21 protein-coding genes are annotated in these 26,480 nt (G+C 75.1%); 15 read left to right on the top strand and 6 right to left on the bottom strand.

Annotated features, from left to right (window positions below):
* Positions 1-136: 136 nt before the first annotated feature.
* The 4 genes from IF01_RS0123515 to IF01_RS0123500 all read right to left on the bottom strand — a co-directional run bounded on the left by IF01_RS0123515 (position 137) and on the right by IF01_RS0123500 (position 4,961).
* The gene (locus IF01_RS0123515) at positions 137-976 is read right to left on the bottom strand and encodes an SDR family oxidoreductase (protein WP_030395500.1); all 840 of its coding nucleotides are present in this window, start codon (positions 974-976) and stop codon (positions 137-139) included.
* A 165-nt stretch (positions 977-1,141) separates the two neighbouring features.
* Complete coding sequence (locus tag IF01_RS49330; protein ID WP_051756039.1) at positions 1,142-1,882, bottom strand: hypothetical protein; 741 nt, start codon at positions 1,880-1,882, stop codon at positions 1,142-1,144.
* A 25-nt stretch (positions 1,883-1,907) separates the two neighbouring features.
* Positions 1,908-3,947 (bottom strand): serine/threonine-protein kinase, encoded by a 2,040-nt coding sequence (locus IF01_RS50210; protein WP_051756036.1) that lies wholly within the window; start codon positions 3,945-3,947, stop codon positions 1,908-1,910.
* A 339-nt stretch (positions 3,948-4,286) separates the two neighbouring features.
* Positions 4,287-4,961 carry a TetR/AcrR family transcriptional regulator gene (locus IF01_RS0123500; protein WP_030395497.1) on the bottom strand — a complete coding sequence of 225 codons (675 nt, stop codon included), beginning with the start codon at positions 4,959-4,961 and terminating at the stop codon, positions 4,287-4,289.
* A 104-nt stretch (positions 4,962-5,065) separates the two neighbouring features.
* Here IF01_RS0123500 and IF01_RS0123495 point away from each other — a divergent pair, with 104 nt between their 5' ends.
* From IF01_RS0123495 to IF01_RS0123485, 3 genes are all read left to right on the top strand, one after another.
* Complete coding sequence (locus IF01_RS0123495) at positions 5,066-6,562, top strand: purine-cytosine permease family protein (protein WP_078880238.1); 1,497 nt, start codon at positions 5,066-5,068, stop codon at positions 6,560-6,562.
* 85 nt (positions 6,563-6,647) lie between these two features.
* A complete protein-coding gene (locus tag IF01_RS0123490; protein WP_094745627.1) occupies positions 6,648-8,378 on the top strand; it encodes an amidohydrolase in 1,731 nt (576 codons plus the stop codon).
* Positions 8,375-9,514, top strand: a complete 1,140-nt coding sequence (locus tag IF01_RS0123485; RefSeq protein WP_051756033.1) for a C45 family autoproteolytic acyltransferase/hydrolase — start codon at positions 8,375-8,377, stop codon at positions 9,512-9,514. Before IF01_RS0123490 ends, IF01_RS0123485 begins: the two co-directional genes overlap by 4 nt.
* A 125-nt stretch (positions 9,515-9,639) precedes the next feature.
* On the opposite strand, the gene IF01_RS0123480 is transcribed toward IF01_RS0123485, so the two are convergent.
* Positions 9,640-10,437 carry an MHYT domain-containing protein gene (locus IF01_RS0123480; RefSeq protein WP_051740303.1) on the bottom strand — a complete coding sequence of 266 codons (798 nt, stop codon included), beginning with the start codon at positions 10,435-10,437 and terminating at the stop codon, positions 9,640-9,642.
* A 485-nt stretch (positions 10,438-10,922) separates the two neighbouring features.
* On the opposite strand from IF01_RS0123480, the gene IF01_RS0123475 reads away from it, so the two are divergent.
* The 9 genes from IF01_RS0123475 (at position 10,923) to IF01_RS0123435 (ending at position 21,606) form a co-directional block, all read left to right on the top strand.
* Complete coding sequence (locus tag IF01_RS0123475) at positions 10,923-11,552, top strand: TetR/AcrR family transcriptional regulator (protein ID WP_030395492.1); 630 nt, start codon at positions 10,923-10,925, stop codon at positions 11,550-11,552.
* 128 nt (positions 11,553-11,680) lie between these two features.
* On the top strand, positions 11,681-12,598 hold the full coding sequence (locus tag IF01_RS0123470) for a LysR family transcriptional regulator (protein ID WP_030395491.1): 918 nt from the start codon (positions 11,681-11,683) through the stop codon (positions 12,596-12,598).
* A 210-nt stretch (positions 12,599-12,808) separates the two neighbouring features.
* Positions 12,809-13,906 carry a vWA domain-containing protein gene (locus IF01_RS0123465; protein WP_030395490.1) on the top strand — a complete coding sequence of 366 codons (1,098 nt, stop codon included), beginning with the start codon at positions 12,809-12,811 and terminating at the stop codon, positions 13,904-13,906.
* Positions 13,907-14,225: 319 nt separating this feature from the next.
* Positions 14,226-14,990 (top strand): AfsA-related hotdog domain-containing protein, encoded by a 765-nt coding sequence (locus tag IF01_RS0123460; RefSeq protein WP_030395489.1) that lies wholly within the window; start codon positions 14,226-14,228, stop codon positions 14,988-14,990.
* Positions 14,987-15,655 carry a methyltransferase family protein gene (locus IF01_RS0123455; RefSeq protein WP_051756029.1) on the top strand — a complete coding sequence of 223 codons (669 nt, stop codon included), beginning with the start codon at positions 14,987-14,989 and terminating at the stop codon, positions 15,653-15,655. Before IF01_RS0123460 ends, IF01_RS0123455 begins: the two co-directional genes overlap by 4 nt.
* Complete coding sequence (locus IF01_RS0123450; RefSeq protein ID WP_244215601.1) at positions 15,652-16,386, top strand: nitroreductase family protein; 735 nt, start codon at positions 15,652-15,654, stop codon at positions 16,384-16,386. Before IF01_RS0123455 ends, IF01_RS0123450 begins: the two co-directional genes overlap by 4 nt.
* Positions 16,383-19,346: a PEP/pyruvate-binding domain-containing protein gene (locus IF01_RS0123445; protein WP_051756026.1), complete on the top strand. Its 2,964-nt coding sequence runs from the start codon at positions 16,383-16,385 to the stop codon at positions 19,344-19,346. The genes IF01_RS0123450 and IF01_RS0123445 overlap by 4 nt, the downstream gene beginning before the upstream one ends.
* Positions 19,343-20,596, top strand: coding sequence for a cytochrome P450 (locus IF01_RS0123440; protein WP_051756023.1), 1,254 nt, complete (start codon positions 19,343-19,345; stop codon positions 20,594-20,596). The genes IF01_RS0123445 and IF01_RS0123440 overlap by 4 nt, the downstream gene beginning before the upstream one ends.
* Complete coding sequence (locus IF01_RS0123435; RefSeq protein WP_030395484.1) at positions 20,593-21,606, top strand: UbiA prenyltransferase family protein; 1,014 nt, start codon at positions 20,593-20,595, stop codon at positions 21,604-21,606. The genes IF01_RS0123440 and IF01_RS0123435 overlap by 4 nt, the downstream gene beginning before the upstream one ends.
* Positions 21,607-21,715: 109 nt before the next feature.
* Here IF01_RS0123435 and IF01_RS0123430 read toward each other — a convergent pair whose 3' ends face one another.
* On the bottom strand, positions 21,716-22,402 hold the full coding sequence (locus tag IF01_RS0123430; RefSeq protein WP_030395483.1) for an aspartate/glutamate racemase family protein: 687 nt from the start codon (positions 22,400-22,402) through the stop codon (positions 21,716-21,718).
* Positions 22,403-22,627: 225 nt separating this feature from the next.
* Between IF01_RS0123430 and IF01_RS0123425 the strand changes: the two genes are divergently transcribed.
* From IF01_RS0123425 to IF01_RS48430, 3 genes are all read left to right on the top strand, one after another.
* Positions 22,628-23,794: a 4-hydroxybenzoate 3-monooxygenase gene (locus IF01_RS0123425; RefSeq protein WP_030395482.1), complete on the top strand. Its 1,167-nt coding sequence runs from the start codon at positions 22,628-22,630 to the stop codon at positions 23,792-23,794.
* A gap of 122 nt (positions 23,795-23,916) precedes the next feature.
* A complete protein-coding gene (locus tag IF01_RS0123420) occupies positions 23,917-25,683 on the top strand; it encodes a methyltransferase (RefSeq protein WP_051756074.1) in 1,767 nt (588 codons plus the stop codon).
* A 119-nt stretch (positions 25,684-25,802) separates the two neighbouring features.
* Positions 25,803-26,384 (top strand): hypothetical protein, encoded by a 582-nt coding sequence (locus IF01_RS48430; RefSeq protein WP_030395480.1) that lies wholly within the window; start codon positions 25,803-25,805, stop codon positions 26,382-26,384.
* Positions 26,385-26,480 lie beyond the last annotated feature (96 nt).

The following is a 26,480-nucleotide window of genomic DNA, read 5'->3' as shown; positions in this document are numbered from 1 at the left end:
GTAGGTACCCGATCTGGTCGGAGATCATCTACCGGGCCACGCCCCGCTGAACAGCGGCCGAACCCGCCGGGGCGCTGCTCCGGACGCGGACGGCGGTGCAGCTCGGGGCGGCTTCCGGGAGTCGCCGGACCGGCCGTCAGTCCCGCTGCGGGCCTGGTTGCGCCAGCAGGGCGCGGGCGGTGGCGAGTTCGGCGCGGGTGGCGCGCGCGGCGGCGGTGAGGTGCTCGAAGCTGCCGGGACCGATCGGGATCCGGACGGGCAGCGGGCCGGGGGTGTCGGCGAGGCGGAGCACCTCGCGCGCGAAGTCCTCGGGGCGGCCGATGTCGGGCAGGGCCGCCATGCCGCGCAGCTGCTCGCGCATCGGCTCGGTGGTCGCGCGGTAGGCGGCGGAACGGCCGGCGGCGTCGGTGACCGAGCCGCCGTAGTGGGTGGCGTAGCCGCTCGCGGCCAGCGCCGCGACCCGGATGCCGAACGGGGCCGTCTCGGCGGCGAGGGCCTGGGTCATGCCCTCCAGCGCGTGCTTGCCCGTGACGTAGGCGGCCAGGCCGGGGAAGGCCGTCCGGCCGGCGAGCGAGGAGACGTTCAGGACCAGCCCGCCGCCCTGGGCGCGCATCACCGGCAGCACGAGCCGGGCGAGCCGCCAGGGGCCGACGACCAGGGTCTCCAGCTGGTCGCGGAGCTCGTCGTCGCCGACCTCTTCCACGGTGCCGAACACACCGTTCCCGGCATTGTTCACCAGCACGTCCACCCCGCCGAAACGTTTCACCGCCGCGGCGACGGCCCGCTCGCACTGCTCGGGGTCGCGGACGTCCAGGGGCAGGGCGAGGACCCGGCCGGGGTGCTCACGGACCAGCCCGTCCAGCGTCTCCGCCCGGCGCGCGGTCGCCACCACGCGGTCCCCGGCCCCGGCCGCCGCCGCGGCCAGTGCTCGGCCCAGCCCGGTCGAACACCCCGTCACCAGCCAACGTCTTGTCATGCTCCGTGCCCCCGTTTCCTCGCGCTCGGCTCCCGAGACCGGACACCGTCTCACCCGGGCGCCCCTTCGCCCAGCCCTCCGGCACTCCGCTCCGGGGGCGCGCGGGAGCGTGCTGGTCTCGCGACCGTGGGAGCGCACGCCCCCGCCGGGGCTGCGAAGGGGCGCTCAGTCCGGGCAGGTGTAGTCGAACGAAGCCGTCGCGCTCAGGTTGCGGGGCGAGAGGATCTCGACGGTCGCCGTCGCGTGCAGGGTGCCGTGACCGACGAAGGACCAGCCGAGGACGAGGTCGGTGCGGTACTCGCCGGAGCGCACCGGTTGCCGCAGTTCGCCGGAGACGGAGCCGTCGTCGCGCCGCCAGCGGTAGCGGACGGTGCCCGGGTGGCCGTCGGTGGTGACGGTCGCGGTGAACACGGCGCTGCCGTCGCAGGGCGGGCCGTCCGTCCGGGTGGCGGTGAGGGTGAGACCGGTCGGGGTGAGGGGAGGTTCGGCGCGGCAGCGGGCGGGCAGCACGGCGAGCAGGGCGAGTACGACGGCTGCCGGGACGAGCCACGGGAGGGTCGGTCGGCGCGTCGGTCGCGGCGGCGTGCCGTGCCACGCGGCCGCGACCGCCGGGGGAACGCCGGGGCCGAAGCGGCGTACCTCGTACCGGGGCGGGGACGGCGGCGGGGCGGTGGGTGGCGGGGGTGCCGTGGGTGGCGGAGGCAGGAGCGGCGGCGGGGGTGCTGGTGGGGGTGCCGGTGAGGGTGCTGATGGGGTGACGGCGACCGGACTGCCCCAGGCGGTCGGGTCGAGGACGGTGGCGCAGCCGGGTGCGTCGTCGACGGGTGCGGTGGAGGCGGCCGGCGCGATGCGCAGCGTGCGGTCGGGGTCGGGGTCGGGGTGGCGGTGCGGCGGGAACGGGGTCATCGGAGCCTCCGGGAGGGGTGCCGGCTCAGCCGGGCTGGCGGCAGTCGATGGCGGGCAGCTCGCGGTAGGCGGTCGGCGTGCTCTCCGGCCTCGGGTCGCTGCCCACCCGGACGCCCCACTGGAGCGACCCGTCGTTGCCGAAGTCGTGGGAGCGGGTGAGGGTGACGGATCCGGTGCCGAGCCGCACCGTCTCGGTGGCGACGGTCACGGGCGGGTCGATCGCGCCGGAGTGGTGCTGCCAGGACACGACCAGCGTGGCGCCGGGCGGCCCCGACGCCACCACGGTGATCCGCGCCTGGAGGCCGAAGCGGCTGCTGTCCAGACAGCCCAGGGAGTCGACGGTCAGCGATTCCACCCGGACGGGCGCCGGTGGCGGGGACGTCGTGGTGGACGGCTGCGGTGCACGGGTGTTGGAGGACGAGGTGGTGCCGGTGGCCGGGGACGCGGAGGTGGCCGGTCGGTCGGTGAGCCGTGGCGCGGGGGAGGACGAGGTGGCGTCCGGGGTGGGGGCGGGGGTGGACGTGCCGGTCGACGGTGAGCCGGTGGCCGGTGGGTGCGGACGCAATGGCGAGGGAGCAGCGGAGGGGGTGCGGGACGCGGAGGGCGCGAAGGAGGGCGGTCCGAGCGGGGAGGAGGTGGGCGGCTGGGACGGTGGCTGGAACGGCGACAGGGACGGGGACGGGGACGGTGGTGCGGACCGGTCGGCCGAGGGTGGGGCGGAGGGGGATCCGGAGTGCGGGGTGCGGGTGGTGCCAGCGGCGGCCGTGGGTGTCGGCGCCGCCGTCGGGACCGGCCCGCCGTCCGCCGGGTCCAGAGTGGTGGTGATCCGCAGCATCGGGCTGCCCGTCACCGTCCGGTCCTCGGACCGGGTCGTCCCGGCGAGCGCCAGTCCGGCCAGCACGGCCAGGGTGAGGGTGCCCGCTACCGCCCCGGTGCGCCGCAGGCGGCGCGAGCGCGCGGGGCGCGACCGGCCCGCGAGCGTGACCCGCCCGCGCGGCGGACCCGAACTGCCGCTCCCTGCCGCACCACCACCACCCTCCCGGGGAAGGGAACGGTCCGGCAGCGGGCCCTCGGCGGCGACGAGTTGCATCGGGGGCGCGGCCGCCCCGCCGGGGGCGGCGGCCGCGCTCCGGGGCAGCAGCGCGGCCAACAGCCCGACCAGGACGGCGAGATCGGCGTGGCCCTGCTCCTCCCAGAGCTCCCCGTACGCGGTGGCGGCCGCCGTCTCCAGCAACTGGAGGAACTCGGCCGCACCGCGGGGCCGTTCCTCCGGCCGCTTCGCCATCCCGGCCCGGACCAGCGGCCGCACGGCCTCCGGGACCAGCCCGTCCGGCACCGGCGACTCCAGGTGCTGGACGGCGAGTTCGATCGTCGTCGTGCCGTCGAACGGCCGGGCGCCGGTCAGGCACTCGAAGAAGGTGACGGTGGCCGCGTAGACGTCGGCGGTGGGCGAGGCGGGAGCGCCCGTCCACTGCTCGGGTGCCAGGTACGCGGGCGTGCCGGAGATGTCCCGGGCGTCACCGCCGGGGACGGCGATGCCGAAGTCCACGAGCTTGGAGGTGCCGTCGACCGCGACCAGGACGTTGGCCGGCTTGTAGTCGCGGTGGACCAGGCCGACGGCGTGCGCGGCTGCCAGCCCCAGCAGCGAGCCCTTGAGGACCACCAGCGCCGCCTCCGGGGTGGTGGCGCCCTCCGCCCGCAGCAGGGCGCGCAACGAGAGGCCGTCGACGAGTTCCATCACGATGGCCGCGTTCGGCCCGGCCTCCACGTACTCGTAGAGCCGGGTCACGTACGGCGAGTCGACCCGGGCCAGGACGCTCGCCTCCCGGCGCAGGGCGGCGCCGTCCGCCGGGTCGTGCAGGTACTTGATCGCGACGGGTGTGCCGGTGGGGCGGTGGTGCGCCAGCCACACCCGGCCGCTGGCGCCCGCGCCCAACTCCCGCTCGTGGTCGTACTCCGGCAGCCACCACCCGTCGGCGGGCGCCGCGGCCGGGTCGTCGTACGGTGAGTGTCTTCGGTCCTGCGGGTCCTGTTGTCCCTGTTGTCCCTGTTCCCGGTCGCGCACGGTGGGCCCCCTCCGCGAGTCGTCTCGCAGCCGTCGACGCGGCCACGGATCGACGGGTTCCCCCCTTCGGGCACGGTCCGAACGTGCTCCGGTGGCCGGTCGTGCACGCCCCTGGGCGTTCCCGCTGGCAGGGGGCCCGACCTGGGCGGACGGCGGCCGGGGACGCACGGGCGCACTCGGGCGGCGTACGCCCGGCCGGCCCGCGCCCCGGTGCGCCTCCGCGCCTCCCCGCCTCCCCGCGCCTCCGCCTCCTGCTGACGGCGCGCTCACCGGGGTGGGGCGTCGGACGGCGGGGGCGAGGGGCCGCGGGAGCGCGGGACAGCGCCCAGGTGGTGCGCGTCAGATCGCGGCGGCGCGCAACAGGCCAGGGGTGAGGGCGAGTCGGTGTTCGGCGACGGTGAGGGCGAGGTCCTGGAGGGCGGGGTGGTTCAGGTCGTCGCCGTTGCTTTCGCCGTTGCTGCCGCTGTCGATGTCGTCGTTGGCGTAGGCGCCGAGGCCGTCGACGGTGACCAGGATGTGCAGGGTCGCGCCGAGCGGGTCGTCGGTGCGGAACTCGCCGCGGCGCACGCCCTCCTCGACCAGCCCGGTCAGTGCCGTGCGGGTGAGCGACTCCTGCTCCCGGACGGTGGCGCGCAGGCCCGGTTTGAACCGGCTGAGGTGGCGGGCGTTGAGCCAGAGGCGGCTGAGGTCGAGGCAGTCGGCGCCGGTGAGGCGGACCAGGAAGCCGGCGAGCCGGGCGGTGGGGGAGCGGTCCGCCTCGTGGCTGCCGGGCGGCAGCAGGGTGTCGCGCTCCTGGGCGGCGGCGTGGGCGAAGGCCTCGCTGACCAGGTCGTCGGCGGCCGGGAAGTAGTGGCCGATGAGTCCGGGGCGCACGCCGAGCTCGTCGGCGACGCGCCGCAGGGTGATGCGCTCCAGGCCTTCGTCCAGGGCGATGCGGGCAGCGGTGTGCAGGATCTCCGCGCGACGTTCGCCGGGGGGCTTGCGGGTGCGGGCGGCCTGAGGTCTTGACGTCATGGGGGACACGCTATTGGATGTGTGCCCAACACGTAGTTGGCCATCTGACCAATAAGGCTGGAACGGCCGGCGGACGGACCCCTGCCCGACCCGAGAGGCCTTGAATGAGACCGACCGACTCCACCCCCGCCCCGAGACCCGCCGACGACTCCCGGTCCGCCGGCCCCGAATTGGGCGCCGGTCCCGGATCGGGCTCCGACGGACCCGCCCCCACCCCCGCCCCGCGCGTCGGCGGCCCCGAGGCCAGGGGCATCGACCTCGTCCCCGACGAGGAGCGCGGCGGGCGCCCCCGCGACCTGTTCGCCGTCTGGGCCGCGCCCAACGTCAGCTACCTCAGCTTCGTCGTCGGCGCCGCGCTCGTCCTGATGGGCCTCACCCTCCCGCAGGCGCTCGGGGTCGTCCTGGCCGGCAACCTGGTCTGGATCTGCACAGGCGTGGTCGCGGCCGCCGGCCCCGCCGCGGGCACCAGCGGGTCGGTCGTCTCCCGCGCCCTCTACGGGGTGCGGGGCAACCGGGCCGTGGTGGTCGTCACCGGCTGGCTGATCGCCGCCGCCTACCTCGCCCTGAACTGGTCGGCCGCCTCGGTGGCGGGCATCGGCCTCGCCGCCCGGCTCGGTCTGCCCGCCTCCCCGGTCGTCGACGCGGCGGTGATCTGCGTCATCGCGGCCGGCACGCTGCTGATCGCCGTCTTCGGGTACGGCCTCATCGTGCGCCTCTACACCGGGCTCAGTGTCGCGCTGACCGTCGTCTTCGCGGTGGTCACCGGGTACGTGCTCGCCGCCGCCGACCTCTCGTACGCTCCGGCCGAGCCGCTGCGGGGCGCCGCGCTGGTTGCCGCGCTCGGCGCCGGGTTCACGCTGGTCGCCTCGGCGCCGCTGTCCTACACCAACAGTCCCGACCTCGCCCGCTACCTGCCCCGGGACAGCAGCCCGGTCGCCGTCGCCGGCTGGACGGCGCTCGGGGCGTACCTGCCCAGCGTGGTGTTCACCGCGGTCGGCGCGCTCGCCGCCACCGGACTCGACATGACCGACCCGGAGGCCGCGCTGGAGGGTGTGCTGCCCGGCTGGTTCGTGCCGGTCTTCGTCGTCGCGGTGGTCGTCAACACCATGACCAACAACGGCATGACGGCGTACAGCGCGGGCCTGTCCGTCCAGTCGGTCGGCGTCCGGACGGCCCGGATCCCGGCGGTGCTGGTCATCGGGGTCCTGGGCACGGCCATGACGCTCTACGCGATCCTCGTCTTCGACTTCCTCACGAGCGTCAGCACCGTGCTCCAGCTCGTCGTGGTGGTCACCGGCCCGGTGATGGCGGTGGCGATGACCGACCTCGTCCTGCGCCGCAACCGCTACAGCGGGCCCGAACTGCTCGCCCAGCGACGCGGCGGGCCGTTCTGGTACCACGGCGGCGTCCACTGGGCCGGTGTCCTGGCCCTGGCCACCGGCGGGCTCACCGCCGTGCTGTGGGTGCGCACCACCTTCTGGACCGGACCGGTCGCGGCGGCCACGGGCGGCGTCGACCTCTCCGTCCCGGCGGGGATGACCGTCGCGGCCGCCGTCTATTGGGCAGCCACCCGCGCGCTGGGGACGATCCCGCGCTCCTGACCGGCCCGCACGCCCCGTCCCCCGGGCGCCCCCGCAGTCCCGCACACCCGCAGTCCCGCTCCGCCCCGACCCGAGAGAACCCACCGTGCACGCCGACACCATCCTCCTGGCCCGCACTGTCGAGCTCCTGACCGACGCCGACACCGAGGCCGACACCGCCACCGCCACCGCCACCGGCCCCCGCTCCCACGACCGCTCCCACGACCGGACCCCGCAAGGCGTCGCCGTCACCGCCGGCCGGATCACCGCCGTCGGCCCCGCCGAGCTCCTCGCCCCGCTGCGCGGCCCCGCCACCACGGTCCACGAGTTCCCGGACGCCGCGATCCTGCCCGGCCTCGTCGACGCCCACGCCCACCCCGTCTGGGGTGCGATCTCCACCGGCAGCGGCGTCGACCTTTCCGGCGCCGCCACCCTCGCCGAGGTCCTCGCCCGCCTCGCCGACGCCGCCGCCGGTCGTCCCGCCGAAGACTGGATCACCGGCTTCGACCTCGACGTCAACGTGTTCGACGGCGAACCGCACGGGGCCTTCCTCGCCGAGCACCTCCCCGGACGCCCCGTAGCCCTGCTGACCCGCGACGCCCACGCGCTCGTGGTCAGCCCCCGCGCTGTCGAACTCTCCGGCCTCACCGGCCGCGAGTCGTTCACCGACGCCTCCTCCGTCGTGGTCGACCGGGACGGCCGCCCGACCGGCTACGTGCTCGAACTCCAGGCCATGGACCTGGTCTTCGCCCACTACCCCGAAGTCCCGCTCGACACCGCCGCCGCCCACGTCCGCGCGCAGCTCGAACGCTTCGCCCGCGGCGGCCTCACCGGACTGCACGCCCTCGACTTCGGGGAGCCCTCCGAGGAGGTGTTCCGGCACCTGGAGGAGCAGGGCGAGCTGCCGTTGCGGGTGCGCTGCTCCCCGCTGGTGCCCGCCGACTCCGCCCCCGACGTGTGGCAGCGGATCGCCGGGCTCCAGGGCCTGGGCGGCCGCCGCTGGCACGTCGACGGGGTGAAGTTCATGCTCGACGGCACGGCCGACAACGGCACCGCCTGGTTCGAGCACCCCGACGTCCACGGCGAGAACCGCGAGCCGCTCTGGCGCGACACCGACGCCTACCGCGCCGCCGTCCGCTTCTTCACCGAACGCGGCATCCCCACCGCCACCCACGCCATCGGCGACCGCGCCGTGCGCTTCGCCCTCGACGTCTTCGAGGAGACCGGCCGGGCCCCGCGCGCGCCGCACCGGATCGAGCACCTCGAATCCGTCCCGGACGACCTGCTGCCCCGGTTCGCCCGCCTCGACGTGGTGGCCGGTCTGCAACCGGTCCACGCGACCCGGCAGACCCGTGCGGACGGTACCGACAACTGGTCCCGACGGATCGGGCCCGAGCGGGCCGCCCGGGGCTGGCGCACCCGCGACCTGCTCGACCACGGCGCCGTCGTCGCGCTGGGATCGGACTGGCCGATCGGGCCCGGCGACCCGCGCGTCGGCCTGGCCGACTGCCAGCTGCGCCGCCCCGTCGAGGAACCGGACGCCGCACCCGTGCAGCCCGGCCAGGCGGTCACGGCGCGCGAGGCCTACCGGGCGATGACCGCCGCAGCCGCCTACGCCGCCGGGGCGGACGGCGAACTCGGCCGGATCGCCCCGGGTTTCACCGCCGACCTCACCGTCCTCGCCGCCAACCCGCTGGACCTCGACCCCGAGGCCCAGGCGGTGAACCCGGTGCTCGCCACCGTCGTCGGAGGCTCGGTCCAGCTCCACCCCCGCATCGCCCCCACCCCCGCCGCTGCCGCCCCCGGCACCGTCGTCGCCCCGAAGGACCAGCCGTGACCCCGACGCCGATTCCCCGCCCCGACCACCGCCGCCACGTCCACGTCGACGCCGCCGACCCGCACCGGCGCGGCACCGCCCGCGGCGAACAACTGCGCGCGCACCTGCCCGCCGCGCTGGACGTGTACGACCGCCTCTTCGCCCTCGGCGGCATCACCCCCGGCCAGGTCCGTGACGATGCCGAACGCGCCCTCGACGCCGTCGGGGAGTTCCGCCCGGGCGCCCGCGCCGAGATCGAGGGCATCGCCCACGGCGCCGGGATCGACCCCTGGCGCCTCGCCGCCCTCAACGCCCGGACCGAGATCCTCGCCCGCAGCGCCACCGTCCCGCCGGGGGAGTGCACCACCCTGGTGCGCCGGACCACCGAGCCCCCCGCCGACACCGGCGGCACCGGTGGTCCCGCCGAGCCGGTGCGCACCTTCGGCGTGCAGACCTGGGACTGGCACGTCGAACTGAGCGCCCACTGGCACACCCTGGAGTCACGGGGCGGACGGCACACCGTCGTCGGCCTCACCGAGGACGGCATCCTCGGCAAGGTCGGGATCAACAGCGCGGGTCTCGCCCTGCACTTCAACATCCTCGGGCACGCCCGCGACGGCGTCGGCGGCGTGCCGGTGCACGTCCTCGCGGCGGTGGTCCTCGCGGAGGCCGGCAGTGTCGCCGAGGCCGTCGACCTGGTCCGCTCCGCTCCGCTCGCCTCCTCCGGCTCGTTCGCGCTCTTCGACGGGACGGAGGCCACCCTGCTCGACCTCAGTCCGGCCGGTGTGTTCGCGGTCGCCCCGGACGAGCGCGGCCTGCTGGTGCGCACCAACCACTTCCTGACACCGGTACCGGCGGCGGAGGAGAAGTCCTGGCTCTACCAGCCGGACTCGGGCGAGCGCCACGACTTCGTCCGCGCCCGGCTCGCGGGCCTCCGTCCGCTCCCGGACACCTCGGCGGCGCTCGCGCGCTGCCTGGTCACCGGTCCCGGCGAACCACCCGTCACCTGCCTGCCCGACCCGGCCGAAGCGCTCGGCCGCCGCTGGGCGAGTCTCGCCACCGTCACCCTGGACCCGTCGACCCGCACCGCGGCCGTCCTCGACGGGACCCCCGCCGACCTCGGCACCCGCCCCTGGCGCACCCTCACGGCCGTCTGACGCGGCACGGAACGCGGCCCGGCGCAAGGAACGGACACGCCGAAACGGCCCGGCCACGGGAAATCCCCGCGGCCGGGCCGTCGACGTCACACCTCCCGGCCGTCAGAGCCGGGGCCGGGGGCCGGTCAGCCCTGGCGCTCGAACAGCGGCACCCGGACCGGCTCCGGCCGGTCCTTGTCCAGGCCGGACAGCGAGGCGTCGTGCGGCGACAGCATCAGCGCGATCCCGCCGAGCGAGAGCAGGACGAGGACGGCCACCGCGAGCGGGGTGATGAACTGGGAGGCGGGCAGGCCGCCGACCGGGGTCCGGCCGTCCAGCACCACCGACACGGCGGCCATGCCGGTGTAGTGCATCGCGACCACCGCGACACCGGCGATCAGCGCCGAGGCGAGCGAGGCCAGCATGCCGGTGATGTTGAGGGTCATCCACAGCGCGGTGGCGGACGCGGCGATCGCGATCGCGATCGAGCCGGCCACGGTGAGGGTGTCGTAGGACACCTGCCCCTGGACGTGCATCGCGGCCATGCCGAGGTAGTGCATCGCCGCCACGCCCAGGCCCATGACGGTGCCGCCGACCAGCAGGGTGCTCGGGCGCCGCGGCCGGTAGCCGACATAGAGGATGCCGAGGCCGCAGACCACGATCGCCAGCAGCAGGCTGCACAGCGTCAGGGGCACGTTGTAGAGGATGGTCGAGCCGCTGACGGTGAAGCCGAGCATCGCCAGGAAGTGCATGGTCCAGATGCCGCAGCCGATCTCGGCGGCGCCGAGCAGCAGCCAGCCGAGCCGCCTGCGCGGCGGCAGGTCGAGGGCGCGGACGGTGCAGCGCAGGCCGAGCGCGGCTCCGGTGCAGGCGACCAGGTAGGACAGGACCGGGTTGAGCCAGCCGTAGTGGAAGCCGTCGATGACGGCGTGGTGGGGGTGCATGAGATTACCTGAGCTGACGTTTCGTTGATGGACGCGCACGGGAACGGCCCGCGCGGGGCCACGGTCCGGTGCGGGGTTCCCGCGCGCGGTGGTGCGGGCGGGACGGGTCGGCGACCCGGTGCTGCCCGTCCGGCGTCGAGGGTCACGGACGGCGCCACGGGTGTCGGCAGACGGGAGGAGGGTGCGCGGAAGAGGCCTCATGGGCGGCCGCACGCAACGGGAGGCCTTCTGCCGGGCCTCACGTGCGGGTACATACTATCTGCCCGCCGGGGTCAAGATCTCTTGGGGGTCGACCTCGCGGATCTTTGGTGAAGACCCGTCGGCCCGCTCCTCCCCGCCGTGCCGCGCGGCGGCCTCGGCGGCCTCGCCGGGTCGGCCTGGGTATCCTCGTCCTCCGGTCGTACGGACCACCGGTCCGTTTCGTCGGCGCGGATCCGGCGCGCCCGTGCACGGATCCCGGGCCCGCACAGGAGGGGAGCGGACGCATGTCGGAGCACAGGTCCCGCAAGGACGCCGTCCGCAACCGGGAGGCCGTTCTCACGGCCGCCGACGCCCTGTTCGCCCGGCGGGAGAACGCCGAGGACGTCACGATGGCCGAGGTCGCGGCGGCGGCCGGCGTCGGCAAGGGCACGCTGTTCCGGGCCTTCGGCGACCGGGCCGGGCTGCTCCGGGCGCTGTACGAGGCCCGGCTCGAACCGCTCGGCGCCGCCGTCGCGGCCGGGCCGCCGCCGCTCGGGCCCGATGCCTCGCCGGCCGAGCGCGTCCCCGCACTGCTCGACGCCCTGCTCCGCTTCAAGCTCGACAACCGCGCGCTCGCCCTGGCCCTGGAGGACGGCGACGCCGGCCCGTACCGGGCGGAGCACTACGCGCGCTGGCACGCCCTGCTCCGTACGCTGCTGGAGCGGATCCCGGTCGCGGCCGACAGCGGCTTCACCGCCCACGTCCTGCTCGCCGCGGTCCGGGCCGACCTGGTCGAGCACCTGGCCGGGCCGGGCGGCCTGGGCCGGGAGGAGCTGAGGACCCGGCTGGCGGAGCTGGTCGGTACGGTCCTGACGCCCGCTCCGCCGGGCTCGGCAACGGGAGCGGGGCCGGGGCCGGGACCCGCCGAGGGCTGAGCGGTCGGCCGGCCGACCGTCCGTACCCGGATGCGGTGTCATCGGGGTACTGTCCTCTCCGCGCCCGCCCGCCGCACGCCGCCGGGGAGCAGGGCGGCGGCACCAGCGCGGACCCGGGGGGAACCACCATGCTCGACGTCAGACGGCTCACCATGCTCCAGGCCGTGGCCGAGCACGGCAGCTTCAACCGCGCCGCCACCGCGCTGCTGCTGACGCCCTCCGCCGTCTCCCAGCAGATCGCGGCCCTCGAACGCGGCCTCGGCACCGTCGTGGTGGAACGCTCGACGCGCGGGGTGCGGCTGACCGAGGCGGGGCGGCTGCTGGTCGACGCCGCCGTCGCGGTGGGCGCCGAACTGCGGCACGCCGAGGAGCGGATCGCCCGCCTGGGCGCGGACCGGCCCCGGCTGACGCTCGCCACCTTCACCAGCGGCGGCCGCCACCTGCTGCCCCCGGTGCTGGCCCGGTTCGCGGCGGCGCACCCGGAGGTCGAACTGCGGATCGTGGAGCGCGAACCGGAGGACAGCCTCCCGATGGTCCGCGACGGCAGCGCCGACCTCGCCCTCGCCTACCACTTCGACGGGCCGCTGCCCGTCGTCCCCGGCGACCGATCCGGCCTGGAGTGGACGCCGCTGATGACGGACCCGCTGTCGGTCGTCCTGCCCGAGCACCATCCGCTGGCCGGCCGGGACGTCCTCGACCTCTCCGAACTCGCCGAGGACCCCTGGGTGCTGGGCTGCGCCAAGACCGAGGCCTTCCTGCGCCGCCACGCCCTGATGGCCGGTTTCGAACTGCGGGTGGCGGGCTCCACCACCGACTACTTCTTCGCCCGCTCGCTGGTCGCCGCCGGCGTCGGTGTCTCCCTCGTCCCGCAGGTCGCCCTCGACCCGCCGCAGCCCGGCACCCGGGTCGTCCCCGTCACCCCGCCCCGCCCCGCCCGGCACTTCGGCCTCGCCCTGCCCTGCCGTCGCCGGCCGCGCCCGTACGCCGACGCGCTCGCCGCCCTGCTGCAGGAGCGCGCCACGGGCGCCGCCGCCGGCCCGGCCTGATATCCCGCCCCGGAGCTCCGACCCGACAGTCCGACCCGAATCCCCGACCCGATTTTCCGGTTTGCTGCCCGGGTCCGACGCCCGGCGCGATTCCCCGGCCGCGGGCGCCCCCGGTCCGGCGGAATTGTCAGTGCCTCCCCATAGGGTTGGAACAACGCCGAGGGGAGCGCCGGAAGGCGCCGGAAAAGGCGTTGGGAAAAGGGGAGAAGAATGTCCACGAACAGGATCGACCACAAGGTCAACCACGTTTCGCTGGTGGTCGACAAGTCCGGCTCGATGCGCCAGCACGAGCAGCAGCTGGTCCGGGTCGTGGACGAGTTCGTGAAGGGCCTCCAGGAGGAGTCCGACCGGCTCGGGCACGAGACCCGGATCAGCCTCTACGCCTTCGACCACGAAGTGCGGAACCTCGTCTGGGACATGGACGTCAAGCACCTGCCCTCCCTGAAGGGCCTCTACCGGGTCGACAACGGCGCGACGGCGCTGATCGAGGCGGCCGTGAAGTCCGTCGACGATCTGAAGAACATCTGGGAGGGGTACGGGGAGCACTCCTTCCTCCAGGTCGTCGTCACCGACGGGGAGGAGAACGCCTCCGGCTGCTCCGAGAGCGGCAAGATGCACATCCGTATACCGGGCGCCAAGGGCAAGGCCGTGCTGCGCGGTTGGATGGAGCGGATCCACGGGGCCATGGCCGGGCTGCCCGACCACTGGACATCGGCGATCCTGGTCCCGAATTCCCTGGCCAAGCGCACCGCCCAGGAGTACGGGTTCCCCGCGGGCAATATCGCGATCTGGGACGCCGATTCCAGCAAGGGCGTCGAGGAGGCGATCGGTACCGTCAAGTCCGCCGCCACGAGTTTCCTCCGCGGCCGGGAGAAGGGCGTGCGGGGCACCAAGAACCTCTTCACCATGGGCCAGGACCTCAGCGCCGCGGTGGTCACCGCCGAGCTCGACGCCCTGGACGCGGGTGCGTACGCCCTGGTCCCGGTCGACCGGCCGCTGCCCATCCGCGAGTTCGTCACCGGCGCCGGGCACACCTACCGGACGGGCTGTGCCTTCTACGAGCTGTCCAAGCGGGAGCGGATCCAGGGCGGCAAGCAGCTCGCCGTCGCGGAGAAGGACCCGGCCACCGGGCGGATGACCGGCAAGGTGTTCTCGGGTCCGGCGGCCCGCCGGCTGCTCGGCCTGCCGGCCTCGGAGACCACGGTCAAGCCCGGTGACAACCCCGCCTACACCGTGTTCGTCCAGTCGACGTCCGTCAACCGGAAGTTGGTGCCGGGTACGGAGTTGCTCGTCATGCTGCAGCCGTAGTCGGACCGGACCCGGCCCGGAGCGGCGGCTTCCGCCGTCCCGGGCCACCCCGGGGCAGGTGTCGGCGATGGGGTTTTCGGCCATCGCTGCGGGTGTTTTTGGTCGCGGGCGGGGCCCGGTCGGGGTGTGGGCCGGTCCGGGTTGCTCGGACAGGTGATCGATGGTTACCTCGGTCCTCGTGACCTCGCTGGTACCAGGTGTCTCATATGGAACTGACGTTCCATCGGTTCATGACAGTTCGTCAGAAGACTTCCGGGGGGAGGGATTCGACCAAAGAGATGGGGTTCCGTCCGTAATTGTCGGCGGATCGGGTCCGGGGTTGGTCGTCCCGGTGGTGGTGGACGAGAAGGACCTCTGCTTCTTCGATCATCCGCTCGACCATGTGCCCGGAATGGTGCTGGTGGCGGGAGTCCTGGACGTCCTCGGGGCCAGGGCACCGGAGTGGGTCGACGCGGACGGTGGCCGGTTACGGCTCTCGATGAGCTTCGACCGGATGTGCGAGCTGGATTCCCCGGTGTGTCTGAGCGGCGGTCCGATCGCGGCCGACGACGGACCGGCCTGGGAGTTGGTGGCGCTGCAGGACGGCGAGGCCGTCAGCCGGGCCTCGATCCGCTTCGGCGGGACGTGGGCCCCGGCCGGCCGGGAGGGTGCGGTTCCCGCCGATCCGGCGCTGGTGCACCGGCACCGGCCGGAGAACGTCCTGCTGGGCGAGGCGGTGCGGGTGGAGCGGGCCGCGGTACTGGTGCCGCCACCGGGCCACCGGCTGGCGGGCGCCGGGGTGCACACCCTGGGCGCGCTGGTCGAGTCCGCCCGGCAGATGGCGACCATGCTCGGCCACACGGCCCACGGGCGGGACTCGGACGCGCAGATGCTCTGGCTGTCGCTGGAGGCGGATCTGCCGACCGGCCTGCCGATCGAGGTGCCGCTGGAGTTGTGGTGGGAGTTCGCACCGGCGCGCGGGGCGCGCGCGGTGTACGGGTTCGCGGTGGTGGATGCGGAGAGCGGCGAGGGGTACGGCCGGTTGGAGATCGGCGTCCACACCCTCAGCCGCGCGGGTTACTTGAAGCGGAGGTCGGCGAAGTGAGCGGGGCGGAACAGGTGACGGGCACGGGCTCGTCGTGGGCGGTGCGGGCACCGCAGTTGTTGTTCGTGGTCGCGGTGCTCGCGGTGGCCACCGGGCTGGTGGTCCACCTGCGGCACGCGGGCGAAGGGGTGGACCTGGTGGCGGCCGTGCTGGCCGCCTGTTACCTGGCGTGGCTGGCGGTCGAGATCCCGGTGACCTTCCGGACCTCCGGCTCGGCGCCGCGCGAGTCGGCGTCGCTGCTGTTCTACGCGACGGCCCGGATCGCGACGGTGTCCGCGGCCGTGCTGGGACCGCTGCCCTGGGACGAGTGGTCGCCGCTGCTGCTGCTCCCGGCGGCGGTGTTCGTCGGCGGGGTCGTGCTGCGGCAGGTGGCGATCCGCACGCTGGGGCGGTTCTACTCGCACCATGTGACCCGGCAGACGGACCACCAGGTCGTCACCTGGGGCGTCTACCGGTTCATCCGGCACCCCGCCTACGCGGGCATGCTGTCGGCGCACGTCGGCTTCGTGGTGTTCTTCCTGAACCCGCTGAGCGTGGTGCTGCTGGTGGTGCTCGCCGGTGCGATCACCTTCCGCATCCGCACCGAGGAGCGGATGCTGCTGAACATCCCCGGCTACCGCGACTACGCGGCCGGGCACTCCCGCCTCGTGCCGGGTCTCTGGTGAGCGCCGCCGCCCGCCCGCCGCGGGTCGGGGTGCCGACGACGCCGGACGAACTGCTCACCACCACGCGTTCGGTTCGGCTGCGGCTGGACCTGTCGCGCCCGGTGGACCTCGACCAGGTCCGCGAGTGCGTGGAGATCGCGCTCCAGGCGCCCAACGGCGGCAACACCCAGCGCTGGCACTGGCTGGTGGTGACCGAGGCCGGGCTGCGCAAGCGGATCGCCGAGGTCTACCGGCGGTCCTTCGAGGCCCGCTACCCGCCGCCCGCCGCCGCCGGGGAAGCGGCGGCGGTCGGCGTCCCGACGGGCGGGGCCCCGGCCGCCGGGGCGTCCGCCGGCGGGGTGTCGGACCGGATGCTGGCCGGCGGCCGGCACCTGGCGGAGCACCTGCACGAGGTGCCGGTGCTGGTGATCCCGTGCCTGGAACTCGGCAGCCGCCCGCTCACGGCGGCCAACCAGGCGGGGGTGTGGGGCTCGCTCCTCCCCGCCGCCTGGAGCTACATGCTCGCCGCGCGCGTCCGCGGCCTGGGAACGGCGTGGACGACGGTGCACCTGGACGCCGAACAGGAGGTCGCCGACCTCCTCGGGCTGCCGGGCGACGTGCGCCAGGGGGCCCTGATCCCCACCGCGCACGTGTTGGGGGACGGATTCGGACCGGCGCCGCGCCGGCCGGTGGACAGCGTGCTGCACCTGGACGGCTGGGGCGGCACGGGACGGAGTGGTGGGGGCGCATGACCGAACTCGTGGTGACCGCGGCGACGGACGGCGGCGAGGTGCTGGCCGACGCCGCCCGGGTCGGGAACAAGTTCGCCCGGCAGGAGGTGCTGCGCCGGGCCGGGTTCCGGGTGCCGGAGTTCTTCTGCCTGCCCGCCGCCGCCTTCGACCAGGCCCTGGACGCGCTGCGCCCGTCGTTGCCGGCCGAGCCGGCGGACGGCGCCGACCGGGCCGAGGTGGAGAGCTGGTGCGCGGCGGCCCGGGAGGCCCTGGTCGGCGCGCGGCTGCCGGTGACGCTGGCCGAGCGGATCCGCAAGGAGTTCGCGGCCGTGGCCGGACCGGAGGGCCTGGTCGCGGTGCGTGCGTGCGTGGTCCCGGCCGCCACCGGTGCCGATGACGCCTCCGGTGCAGCCGATCCGGAGACCGATCCGGAGGCCGAGGCGATCGGCGAGGACAGCGCGGTCGACCCGTTCGCCGGCATGAGCGACAGCTTCCTCTACGTCGACGAGGACGGCCTCGAGGACGCCGTCCTCGGCTGCTGGGCCTCCGCGTTCAACCCGCAGGCCGTGCGCTACCGGACCCTGCGCGGCCTGGACCCGCTGCGGGCCCGGGTGGCGGTCGGCATCCAGCGGATGGTGCTCGGCACCCGCTCGTTCGTCGCGTTCACCCGCGACCCGCGCGACGGCGCGGTCCTCCGGGTCGTCGCGGCCGCCTACGGCATCGGCGAGGGCGTCGTCCAGGAGAAGGCGGACATCGACCACTTCTTCCACGACCCGGCCACCGACGAGGTGACCGCGCGGACCGTGCGCAAGCAGTGGTCGATGGGCCTGCCCGAGGGCGCCGCCGCCGGTTCGCCGGCGCTCCTGCCGGTGGCCGCCGAACTCGCCGAGGTCCCGGTGCTGGACGACGGCCAGGTGCGCGAGGTGGCGGAGCTGGCTGCGAAGGTGGAGGAACTCTTCGGCGTCCCCCAGGACATCGAGGGCGCCCTCACCGAGGACGGCGCCGTCCACCTGCTCCAGGCCCGCCCGCTGGTCACCGCGCCGCCCACGGCCGGGACCGCCCCGGCGGCCGGTGCCGCCACCGCCGCTGCAACCGCCACTGCCACTGCCACCGCCGCCGCCGCGACGGAGGAGCCGGGGACCGCCCAGGTCTACTGGGGCAACCACAACATCACCGAGAGCTTCCCCGGCGTCTCCGGCGCGCTGACCTTCTCCCAGTCCCGCGAGTTCTACCGCCGCTCCTTCACCGACCTCTACCGGCGGATGGGCGTCCCCGAGTCCTGGGTGCGGGACAACGCCCACCGCCTCGCCCGGATGGTCGGCTACCTGGAGGGCCAGGTCTACTACCGGCTGGACGACTGGCACGCCCTGCACGGGCAGATGCCGATGTTCGAACTCGTGCGCCGCGGCTGGGAACAGGCGATGGGCATCACCGGCCCCGCCCGCGGCGAGCGCCGCTGGGCCGCCCCGGCCGTCGCCCTGGCCCTGCCCCGGCTGGCCTGGCGCAGCGCCCTCCACCCGTGGCAGGTGAAGAGCTTCCTGCGCTGGTGGGACCGGCAGATGGCCGAGGCCGAGACGATCGGCGACTCGCCGGAGGAACTGATCGCCTTCTACCGGCGGCTCTGGGAGCGCGCCGGCGAGCGCTGGGGCGTCACCCTGGTCAACGCCTTCATCGCGCTCGTCGTGCTCGGCGCGGGCAGCGTCCTGCTGCGCCGCTGGACCGGCGAGGGCCCGCAGGTCCTGGTCGGCCTGATGGGCGGCGGGCGGGAGAACCGCTCGCTGGAGGCGGTGCGCGCGGCCATGAGCCTGGCCGAACTCGTCGGCGCCGTCCCCGAACTGCGGGCCGCCGTGCTCGACGACGCGAGCGACCCCGAGCAGCTGTGGCAGCAGATCGTCGAGGGCCAGCACGGTGCGGCCGTCGGCGACGCGGCGCGCGGCTACGTCGCCCGCTACGGCGACCGCGCGCTGCACGACCTGAAGCTGGAGGAGCCCACGCCCCGCCAGCGCCCGTGGACGGTGCTCGCGCTGATCCGCCCGCTGGTGCGCCAGGGCGCGACGGTGGCGGCCAGCCGCGCCGACGAGCAGGCGGCCGCCCGCAAGGCCCGCGAACGACTGCGCGAGGTGCTCCCGAACCCGGCCCGGCGGGCCGTCCTGCTCGGCGTCACCTCCCTCGCCCGCGACCTGGCCCGGATCCGCGAGGACACCCGGTTCTGCCGCACCCAGCTGTTCGGGCTGTCGCGCGACGTGATGTGGCGGCTGGGCGCGGAACTCGCCCGCACCGGCGTCCTGGACGACGCGCTCGACGTCGCCGACCTGACCGTGGAGGAGGTCATCGGCGCCTTCGACGGCACCGGCACCGTGACCGACCTGCGCGCCCTGGTCGCGCTGCGCCGCACCCAGCGCGAGCGCTGGGCGAAGAACCCGCAGCGCCCCGCCCTGCTGGGCACGCCCGCCGGACTGCCGCTCGCCCGGGCCCTGCCGAGGGCGAGCGCGGTGGGCAAGGCGGCTGCCGCCGACGACGGCCTGCTGCGGGGCATCGGCTCCAGCGGCGGCGTGGTGCGCGGCCGGGCCAAGGTGGTGCTGGACCCGTCCACCGACCCGGACCTCGCCGCCGGGCGGATCCTGGTCGCCCGGGAGACCGACCCGGGCTGGCTGTTCCTGATGATGTCCGCCACCGGCATGGTCGTCGAACGCGGCACCCTGCTGTCCCACACGGCGATCACCGGCCGCCTGCTCGGCGTCCCCACCGTGGTCGCCGTCCCGGGCGCCACCACGGCGATACCCGACGGCGCCTGGATCGAGATCGACGGTGCGGCCGGGACGGTGCGGCTGCTGCCGCCGTCCGAACAGCCCGAGGACCCCGAGGAGTCGGGGGAGCCGGGGGAGTCGGACAGGACTGCCCAGACCGACGGACCTGCCCAGACCGACGGAACCGCCCCCACCGACGGACCCGCCAGCACCGAGAAGGGCGACAGGACATGACCGACGACCCGGCCCGCTTCCCCTTCCCGCCCGCCGGCGACGTGCGCCCGCCGGACGCCTACCACGACGTCCTGCACGCCCGCGCCCCGCACCCGGTGCAGCTGTCCAGCGGCCGGCCCGCCCTGCTGGTCACCCGGCACGAGGACGTCACGGCCGTGCTCGGCGACGACCGCTTCAGCCGGGCCGGCTACACCGAGCTCGCCCGCCCGCTGTTCGCCCGCAAGACCGAGTCCGTCCTGCTGGCCACCGCCGACGCTCCCGACCACACCCGGCGCCGGCGCGCGATCCTCCCGGCGTTCACCGCCCGCCAGGTCCGCCTGCTGCGGCCGCGCCTGGAGGCCCTCGCCGACGAGCTGCTCGACGACCTGACCGCCGGTGCCACCGCCGGCGAGACCGACCTGGTGGGCGGCTTCACCGTGCCCTTCCCGATGCGGGTCATCTGCGAGGTGCTCGGCGTCCCGCTCGAGGACAGCGCGATGCTGCGCGCGGAGGTGGACATCCTGATGTCCACCTCCGGCCACACCCGGGAGGAGGTCGCCGCCGCCCAGGCCCGGATGGACGACTACTTCACCGCCCTGGTCGACGGCAAGCGGCGCGCGGCCGAGGCCGGCACCCCGGCCGACGACCTGCTCACCAGGCTGGCGCTGCGCCCGGACGACGACCCCGACCAGCGGCTGTCCGAGCGGGAGGTGGTCTCGCTCGGCTCGGGCATGCTGATGGCCGGCTACGAGACCACCGGCAACTCCTTCGGCATGTGCGTGCTGCTCCTGCTGCGCCACCCCGACCTGGTGAAGCGCCTGCGCGCGGAGCCCGAGCGGATCCCGGCGGCGGTCGAGGAGATGCTGCGCTTCAGCTCCCTCAACAACACCGGCGGGGCGCCGCACCTGGTGACCGAGGACACGGTACTGGGCGGCTGCCCGGTGGCGGCCGGGCGGATCGTGGTGCCGCTCACCGACACCGCCAACCGCGACCCGGCCGTCTTCACCGACCCGGACGCCTTCGACCCCGACCGTTCGGACGTCGGCTCCCACCTCGCCTTCGGCTACGGCCGTCATCTGTGCCTGGGCGCCGAACTCGCCCGGGCCGAGCTGCAGATCGGCGTCCACGCGCTGCTGCGCCGTTTCGATGTCCTGGAACTCGCCGCCACCGAGGACGAGTTGGACTGGCGGCGGACGATGTTCATCAACGGCGTCTGGCAGTTGCCGGTCCGCTGGACGGCGGCCGGTGCCGCGGAGGGGCGGCCGGTGTGAGCCCTCCGGCCGCCCGGCGCGCCACGACGGGGCCGGAGGCGGCCACCGTGCCGGAGGCACCGGCCCCGACCACTGGCCCCACCGACCCGGGCCCGCTCGCCGTCCGCCTCGGCGCCTTCCTGCGCGGCAGCTTCCCGCTGCCCCTGTCGCTGGTGTTCGCCGGGGTGTGGGCGGTGGGCGCCACCGGGCTGTTCGCCGCCGCCGACGCGCGGGTCGTGGACTGGCGGCCGGGCTGGGGCACGGTCGGGGCCGCGCTGACCGTGCTGGTCGACCTGCTCCTGATGCGGGCCGCCGACGACCTGCGCGACCTGCCGTACGACCGGCGCCACAACCCGTCCCGTCCGCTGGCGCGCGGCGCCGTACTGCCGCGCGACCTGTACCTGCTGTTCGGCGCCGGGGCCGCGTTCCTGCTCCTCCTGAACGCCGGCAACCGGGCCGCCCTGCTGCTGATCGCGGCCCAACTCGGCTACACCGTACTGCTGGTGGGCGCCGAGCTGCGGTTCGGGTGGCCGCGCGGCGATGCCGTCGTCACCGGCGTCCTGCTGAGTTCCCCGGTGCAGGTGCTGCTCAACCTCTACCTGTACGCGGTGTTCCTGCACGACACCGGGCTGGACGGCGACACCGTCGCGCGGGCCGGGAGGCACGTGCTGCCGCTGCTGGCGGTGATCATGCTGGCCGCCACCCACCACGAACTGGTCCGCAAGGTCGTCCGCGAGCCGGGCGCGCACGAGCGCACCTACGTCCGGGTCTTCGGCCTGCGCACGACCGTCGCGCTCGCACTCGGCTCCGCGGTCGCGTCCGCCGCGGTGTCGCTGGCGGTGCTGCGGCCGTGGACGGGCGGACCGGCCGGGTGGGGCTGGCTGGCGCTGCTGCCGGTCGCCGTCGCCGCCCTCGCCGCCCGCCGCTTCGACCGGACCGGGGCGGCCCGCTGGCCCGTCGGAGCCGTGGTCGGCTACCTGCCGGCTGTCTTCGTCTGCCATCTGCTGATCGGCCTGGGGGGCACTTCGTAAGGACCGAGCACCTGTACAACGCGCCCCGTCCTGGCCGTCGCCGGGACGGGGCGCGGCACTCCGCTCGACCGGGCTGGCTCTCCCCGTCGGGTCGAATGCGGCACCGCCCTCACAGCGCGGCGGTGACGGCGGCCTCGGCGTGGATGCGGGTGGTCGGGAACACCGGGACCGCGCTGTCGCCATGCCCCACCAGGAGCTCGATCTCGGTGCAGCCGAGGATCACGCCCTGCGCGCCCTCCGCGACCAGCTCGGCGATCACCCGGCGGTACTCGGCCCGGGACTCCTCGCGGACCACCCCGAGGCACAGCTCCTCGTAGATCACCCGGTGCACCAGGGCCCGGCCCGCCGGGTCGGGGACCAGGACGTCCAGACCGTGGGCGGCCAGCCGGTCCCGGTAGAAGTCCTGTTCCATCGTGAACGCCGTGCCCAGCAGGCCGACCCGGGTCACCCCGGCGGCCAGGACGGCCGCCGCCGTCGCGTCGGCGAGGTGCAGCAGCGGGACGGACACCGCGCCGGCCACCTGGTCGGCGACCTTGTGCATCGTGTTGGTGCAGATCAGCAGCAGCTCCGCGCCCGCCGCCTCGACCGCGCGGGCGGCGTCGGCGAGCAGCCGGCCCGCCGCCTCCCACTCCCCGGCGGCCTGGAGCCGCTCGATCTCGGCGAAGTCCACCGAGTAGAGCACGCACTTGGCGGAGTGCAGGCCACCGAGCCGGTCCCGGGTGAGTTCGTTGAGGAGGCGGTAGTAGGTCGCGGTGGATTCCCAGCTCATGCCGCCCAGCAGGCCGATGGTCTTCATCGCGCCACTCTGCCACGGCCGCGGAGGAGGCGGCGAACCGGACCGCGGGCGGACGATCGGCGTCCACGACCGGAAAGGAAGCATTGTCACCCTATTCACCCGTGAGGGTGATTTACGTCGTTTCATGTATCCGACGGTGATTATGATCCACTTCCTGTGACCGAGCGTCAGAACTTTTTGAACACCGACAATCCGGGCAACGGCACGGCTGACCGGACCACCCAGGTGGTCGTCCTCGGCGCGGGCCCGGCCGGCCTGGTCCTCGCCAACCTGCTGCAGCGGGCCGGCATCGACTGCGTCGTCCTGGAACGCGCCGACCGGGCCCGCTTGCACAGCCGGGCCCGGGCCGGCTTCCTCGCCGAGAACACCGTCCGGATCCTGGACCGGCACGGTCTCGCCGAGGGCCTGCACCGCCACGGCCGACCCCACGCCACCTGCGAGTTCCGCACCGACGACGGCAGCTTCCGCCTCGACTACGCCCGGCTCGGCCGGGGCGAGCGCCACACCGTCTACCCGCAGCAGTACCTCGTCGCCGACCTGCTCGCCGCCTTCCTGGACGCCGGCGGGCAGATCCGGTTCGGCACCGAGGCGCTGCGGGTGCTCGACGCGGACGGCGACCGCCCGACCGTCGAGGCGCGAGGGCCCGACGGGGAGCCCCTCCGCTGGCGGGCCCGGTACGTCGCCGGCTGCGACGGCCGGCACGGCGCCGCCCGCCGCTCGCTGCCGCCCGGCACGGTCGTCCACCGCCACGACCACGGCCTGTCCTGGCTGGGCCTGCTGGTCGAGGCGCCACCCAGCCTGGACGCGGTCGGCTACGCGGTGCACGAGCGGGGCTTCGCCGGCCACATGGCCCGCACCTCCGACATCACCCGCTACTACCTCCAGTGCGAGCGCGGCACCGCGCCCGAGGACTGGGACGAGGACCGCGTCTGGCACGAACTGGACCTGCGGATGCGCGCCGCGGAACACGGCCCGCTGCACCGGGGGAGCGTGGTCGCGCGCACCGTCGTCGACCTGGAGAGCGACGTCGTCGAACCGCTGCGCCACGGCGCCCTGCTGCTCGCGGGCGACGCCGCGAGCATGCCCACCCCCTCGGCGGCCAAGGGCGCCAACCTCGCGGTGCTGGAGGCGGAGCTGCTCGCCGCCGCCCTCGTCGACGAACTCGCCCACGGCGACGGCCGGGCCCTGGCCGACTACTCCCGGCGCTGCCTGGAACACATCTGGCGCGCGATGGAGTTCTCGCACTGGATGGTCCGGCTGCTGCACGCGGCCCCCACCCCGCAGGGCGTCCCGTCGGGCTTCGACGCGGGACTCCGCCGCGCCCGGCTGGAGGCGCTGCGCACCTCGCGCGCCCAGCAGGACTGGTTCGCCGAGAACTACGTCGGCCTCTGAGCCGCGCCCCTCACCGCACTTTCCCGAGCCCCCGAGGGCTCACCGTTCCCCGTCGGCCCATCGAGCAGCACCGGCCGCGGGCGCACCGCACCGAGGACACCCCTGCCATGACCACTCCCGCCATGACCGCCACGGTTACCGCCATCGGCGCCGACGAGAACACCGCCGGCACCCCCGACGACGGCGCCCGCCTGCGCGCGGCCGCCGACTTCGTCCGTCACCACGACACCGCCACCCTCCTGCCGCTCCTCCTCCCCGGCCTCGCCGGACCGCAACTCCACGCCCTCACCCGCCACCTGTCGTTCGCGCACGCCGCCCTGCTGGTGTTCCCGCCCGACCCGGCGACCCTGCGCGCCGAGCTCGCCGCCTGCGGCCTGGCCGCCGACACCCCACCGCTCCCCAGCTCCGTCGTCCGCGACCGGCTCGCCGCCCGCCACCGCCGCGACGCCGCCGGACTGGACGTGTCGATCCTGCGCCCCGGGGTGCGTGCGGCGGACGGTACCCGGCGCGCGGTCGAGGTGTTCGCGCTGACCGTCCCGCCGGGCTCGGACCTGCGGCCCCTCGCCGAGCACGAGCGGGCCCACCAGCACGAGGCGCACCTCGCCTTCGAGGTCCTGCGCCCGGAACCGCTGCTCCTGCGCGGACTGTGCGCCCTGCTCGCCGACCGGGGCGCCGCCCCCGACGGCGGCGGCTACAACCCGCACGAGAACGGCACCGTCCTCTACTTCACCGCGCCCGCCGCCTCCCTGGCCGGGTACCGGCGGGTGGAGCTGTACGCGCCCGGCGACCACCGCGACGTCCTGGCCGGCCACCTGGCCGACGGCTCGGCCGCCCGCCCGGCCGAGCAGTCCGGCACCCGCCCGTCCGCCGACCAGCCTGCGGAAACGCTCCTGCGCCTGCTGACGGGGGCCTGGGCCACCCAGGCCCTGGCGGCCTGCGCCCGGCTGCGCCTGCCCGACGCCGTCCCGCCGGGGGAGCCGATCGACCGGGCCGCCCTGGCCCGCCGCACCGGCACCGACCCCCGCGCGCTGGCCACCCTGCTGCGCTACCTCGCGATGCTCGGCGTGGTGACGGCCGAGGGGGAGCGCGTCCGCCTCACCGAGGTCGGCGCCCTGCTCCGCGAGGACGCCCCGGCCTCGATGCGGCCGCTCGCCCTGATGTACGGCGGGCCGTTCTACCGCTCCTTCGGTGCCCTCGACCACACCGTGCGCACCGGCGAGACCGCCTTCGACCACCTGTTCGGCGAGAACCACTTCGACCACTTCGCCCGCGACCCCGAGCTCGCCGACCTGTTCGACCGCTCGATGGCCGCCAGCACCCGGATGTTCGACCCCGTCCCCGCCCACCCGGCCCTCGCCGCCGCGGCCGCGCGGCCGGACGGCGGCACCGTCGTCGACGTCGCGGGCGGCAACGGCGAACTCCTCGCCCGGGTCCTCACCGCCCACCCGGGGCTGCGCGGCGTCCTCCTGGAGCGCCCGCACGCCGTGGACGCCGCCCGCCGCACCATGGCGGAGGCGGGCTGCGCCGACCGCTGCAGCTACCGGGTCGGCGACTTCGCCGACGTCCCCGCCGAGGGCGACGTCTACCTGCTGTCCCGGGTGCTGCACGACTGGGACGACGACCGCTGCCGCGCCATCCTGCGGCACTGCGAGCGCGCGATGCCCGCGCACGCGGACCTGCTGATCGTCGAACGCCTGCTGCCCGCCGACGGATCCGCCTCGCTGGCGACCGCCTGGGACGTCCACATGATGTGCAACGTCGGCGGCCGCGAGCGCCGCGCCGACCACTACGCGGACCTCCTCGCCGCCGCCGGCCTCGACCTCCTCGCCCACAACCCGCTCCCGCTCGACGCCGCCCTCCTCCACGCCCGCCGGCCCGAGCGTCGGTAGCGGGCAGCGACGGTGCGGCTGCCGGAGGGGTCTCTCCGCGGGAGGTTCGCCCGCGAAAGACGCTAGTCTGTCGGCCGCACCGTCCATCTGATCATGCATTACACGGGGGTTCCTTCGTCATGCCCGTTTCCAGGAGACTGCTCGCCACGGCTCTGGTCGCGACCGCCGCGTTCGGTCTGGCCGCCTGCGGTCCGGACAACTCGCCCGACCAGAGCGCCAAGGGCACCACCGCGCCGCCCGCCGCCACCGCGCCCGCCACGTCGCCGGCCACCGCGCCCGCCACCAAGGGTGCCGCGCCGGCCACCGCGCCCGCCGGGTCCGCCTCCGACGAGCCGGAGGGCTTCTGCACCCACGCGCCGCTGCCCGCCGGCCAGAAGTGGATCTACCCGGTGAAGGGGACCAGCACCACCACCCTCGCCTACCGGGACACCAAGGACGCCTGCGGCGTCAACGACGTGTCCTTCGAACCGGTCGGCGCCGACCGGACGGCGGCCTTCGCCCCCACCGCCAAGGGCCACCTCAGCTCGGTGATGGCGGCCCCGAAGGACGTCGACCTGGCCGGTGTGGTCAAGCACATCAACGAGTGCCTCGCCTCCCCGCACAGTGAGAAGGGCTCGTACCCCTGCTCGGCGGGCGACTACAAGGTGGCCGTCGACGCCTCCGGCAAGGTCACCGAGCTCTGGGAACGCGCCCACTCCTGACGGGTGGACATCCGGGAACGACGAATGGAGACCTCTTGACCGGGCCGACCGCACGCGTAGCACCGGCGATCCTGGCGCTGCTCGCCCTCACGGCGG

It is taken from the genome of Kitasatospora purpeofusca (assembly GCF_000718025.1).
GTDB lineage: Bacteria > Actinomycetota > Actinomycetes > Streptomycetales > Streptomycetaceae > Kitasatospora > Kitasatospora purpeofusca.
Note: the sequence above shows the minus strand (reverse complement) of the source record. Positions and strands in the feature narration are given on the sequence as shown.

Excerpts from the sequence above, each read along its gene's own strand:
- IF01_RS0123470 (WP_030395491.1), top strand. The coding sequence starts at position 11,681 with ATGCTCGACGTCAGACGGCTCACCATGCTCCAGGCCGTGGCCGAGCAC.
- IF01_RS0123480 (WP_051740303.1), bottom strand. The coding sequence starts at position 10,437 with ATGCACCCCCACCACGCCGTCATCGACGGCTTCCACTACGGCTGGCTC.
- IF01_RS0123475 (WP_030395492.1), top strand. The coding sequence starts at position 10,923 with ATGTCGGAGCACAGGTCCCGCAAGGACGCCGTCCGCAACCGGGAGGCC.
- IF01_RS0123515 (WP_030395500.1), bottom strand. The coding sequence starts at position 976 with ATGACAAGACGTTGGCTGGTGACGGGGTGTTCGACCGGGCTGGGCCGA.
- IF01_RS0123430 (WP_030395483.1), bottom strand. The coding sequence starts at position 22,402 with ATGAAGACCATCGGCCTGCTGGGCGGCATGAGCTGGGAATCCACCGCG.
- IF01_RS49330 (WP_051756039.1), bottom strand. The coding sequence starts at position 1,882 with ATGACCCCGTTCCCGCCGCACCGCCACCCCGACCCCGACCCCGACCGC.
- IF01_RS0123495 (WP_078880238.1), top strand. The coding sequence starts at position 5,066 with ATGAGACCGACCGACTCCACCCCCGCCCCGAGACCCGCCGACGACTCC.
- IF01_RS0123445 (WP_051756026.1), top strand. The coding sequence starts at position 16,383 with ATGACCGAACTCGTGGTGACCGCGGCGACGGACGGCGGCGAGGTGCTG.
- IF01_RS0123465 (WP_030395490.1), top strand. The coding sequence starts at position 12,809 with ATGTCCACGAACAGGATCGACCACAAGGTCAACCACGTTTCGCTGGTG.
- IF01_RS0123500 (WP_030395497.1), bottom strand. The coding sequence starts at position 4,961 with ATGACGTCAAGACCTCAGGCCGCCCGCACCCGCAAGCCCCCCGGCGAA.
- IF01_RS48430 (WP_030395480.1), top strand. The coding sequence starts at position 25,803 with ATGCCCGTTTCCAGGAGACTGCTCGCCACGGCTCTGGTCGCGACCGCC.
- IF01_RS0123440 (WP_051756023.1), top strand. The coding sequence starts at position 19,343 with ATGACCGACGACCCGGCCCGCTTCCCCTTCCCGCCCGCCGGCGACGTG.
- IF01_RS0123420 (WP_051756074.1), top strand. The coding sequence starts at position 23,917 with ATGACCGCCACGGTTACCGCCATCGGCGCCGACGAGAACACCGCCGGC.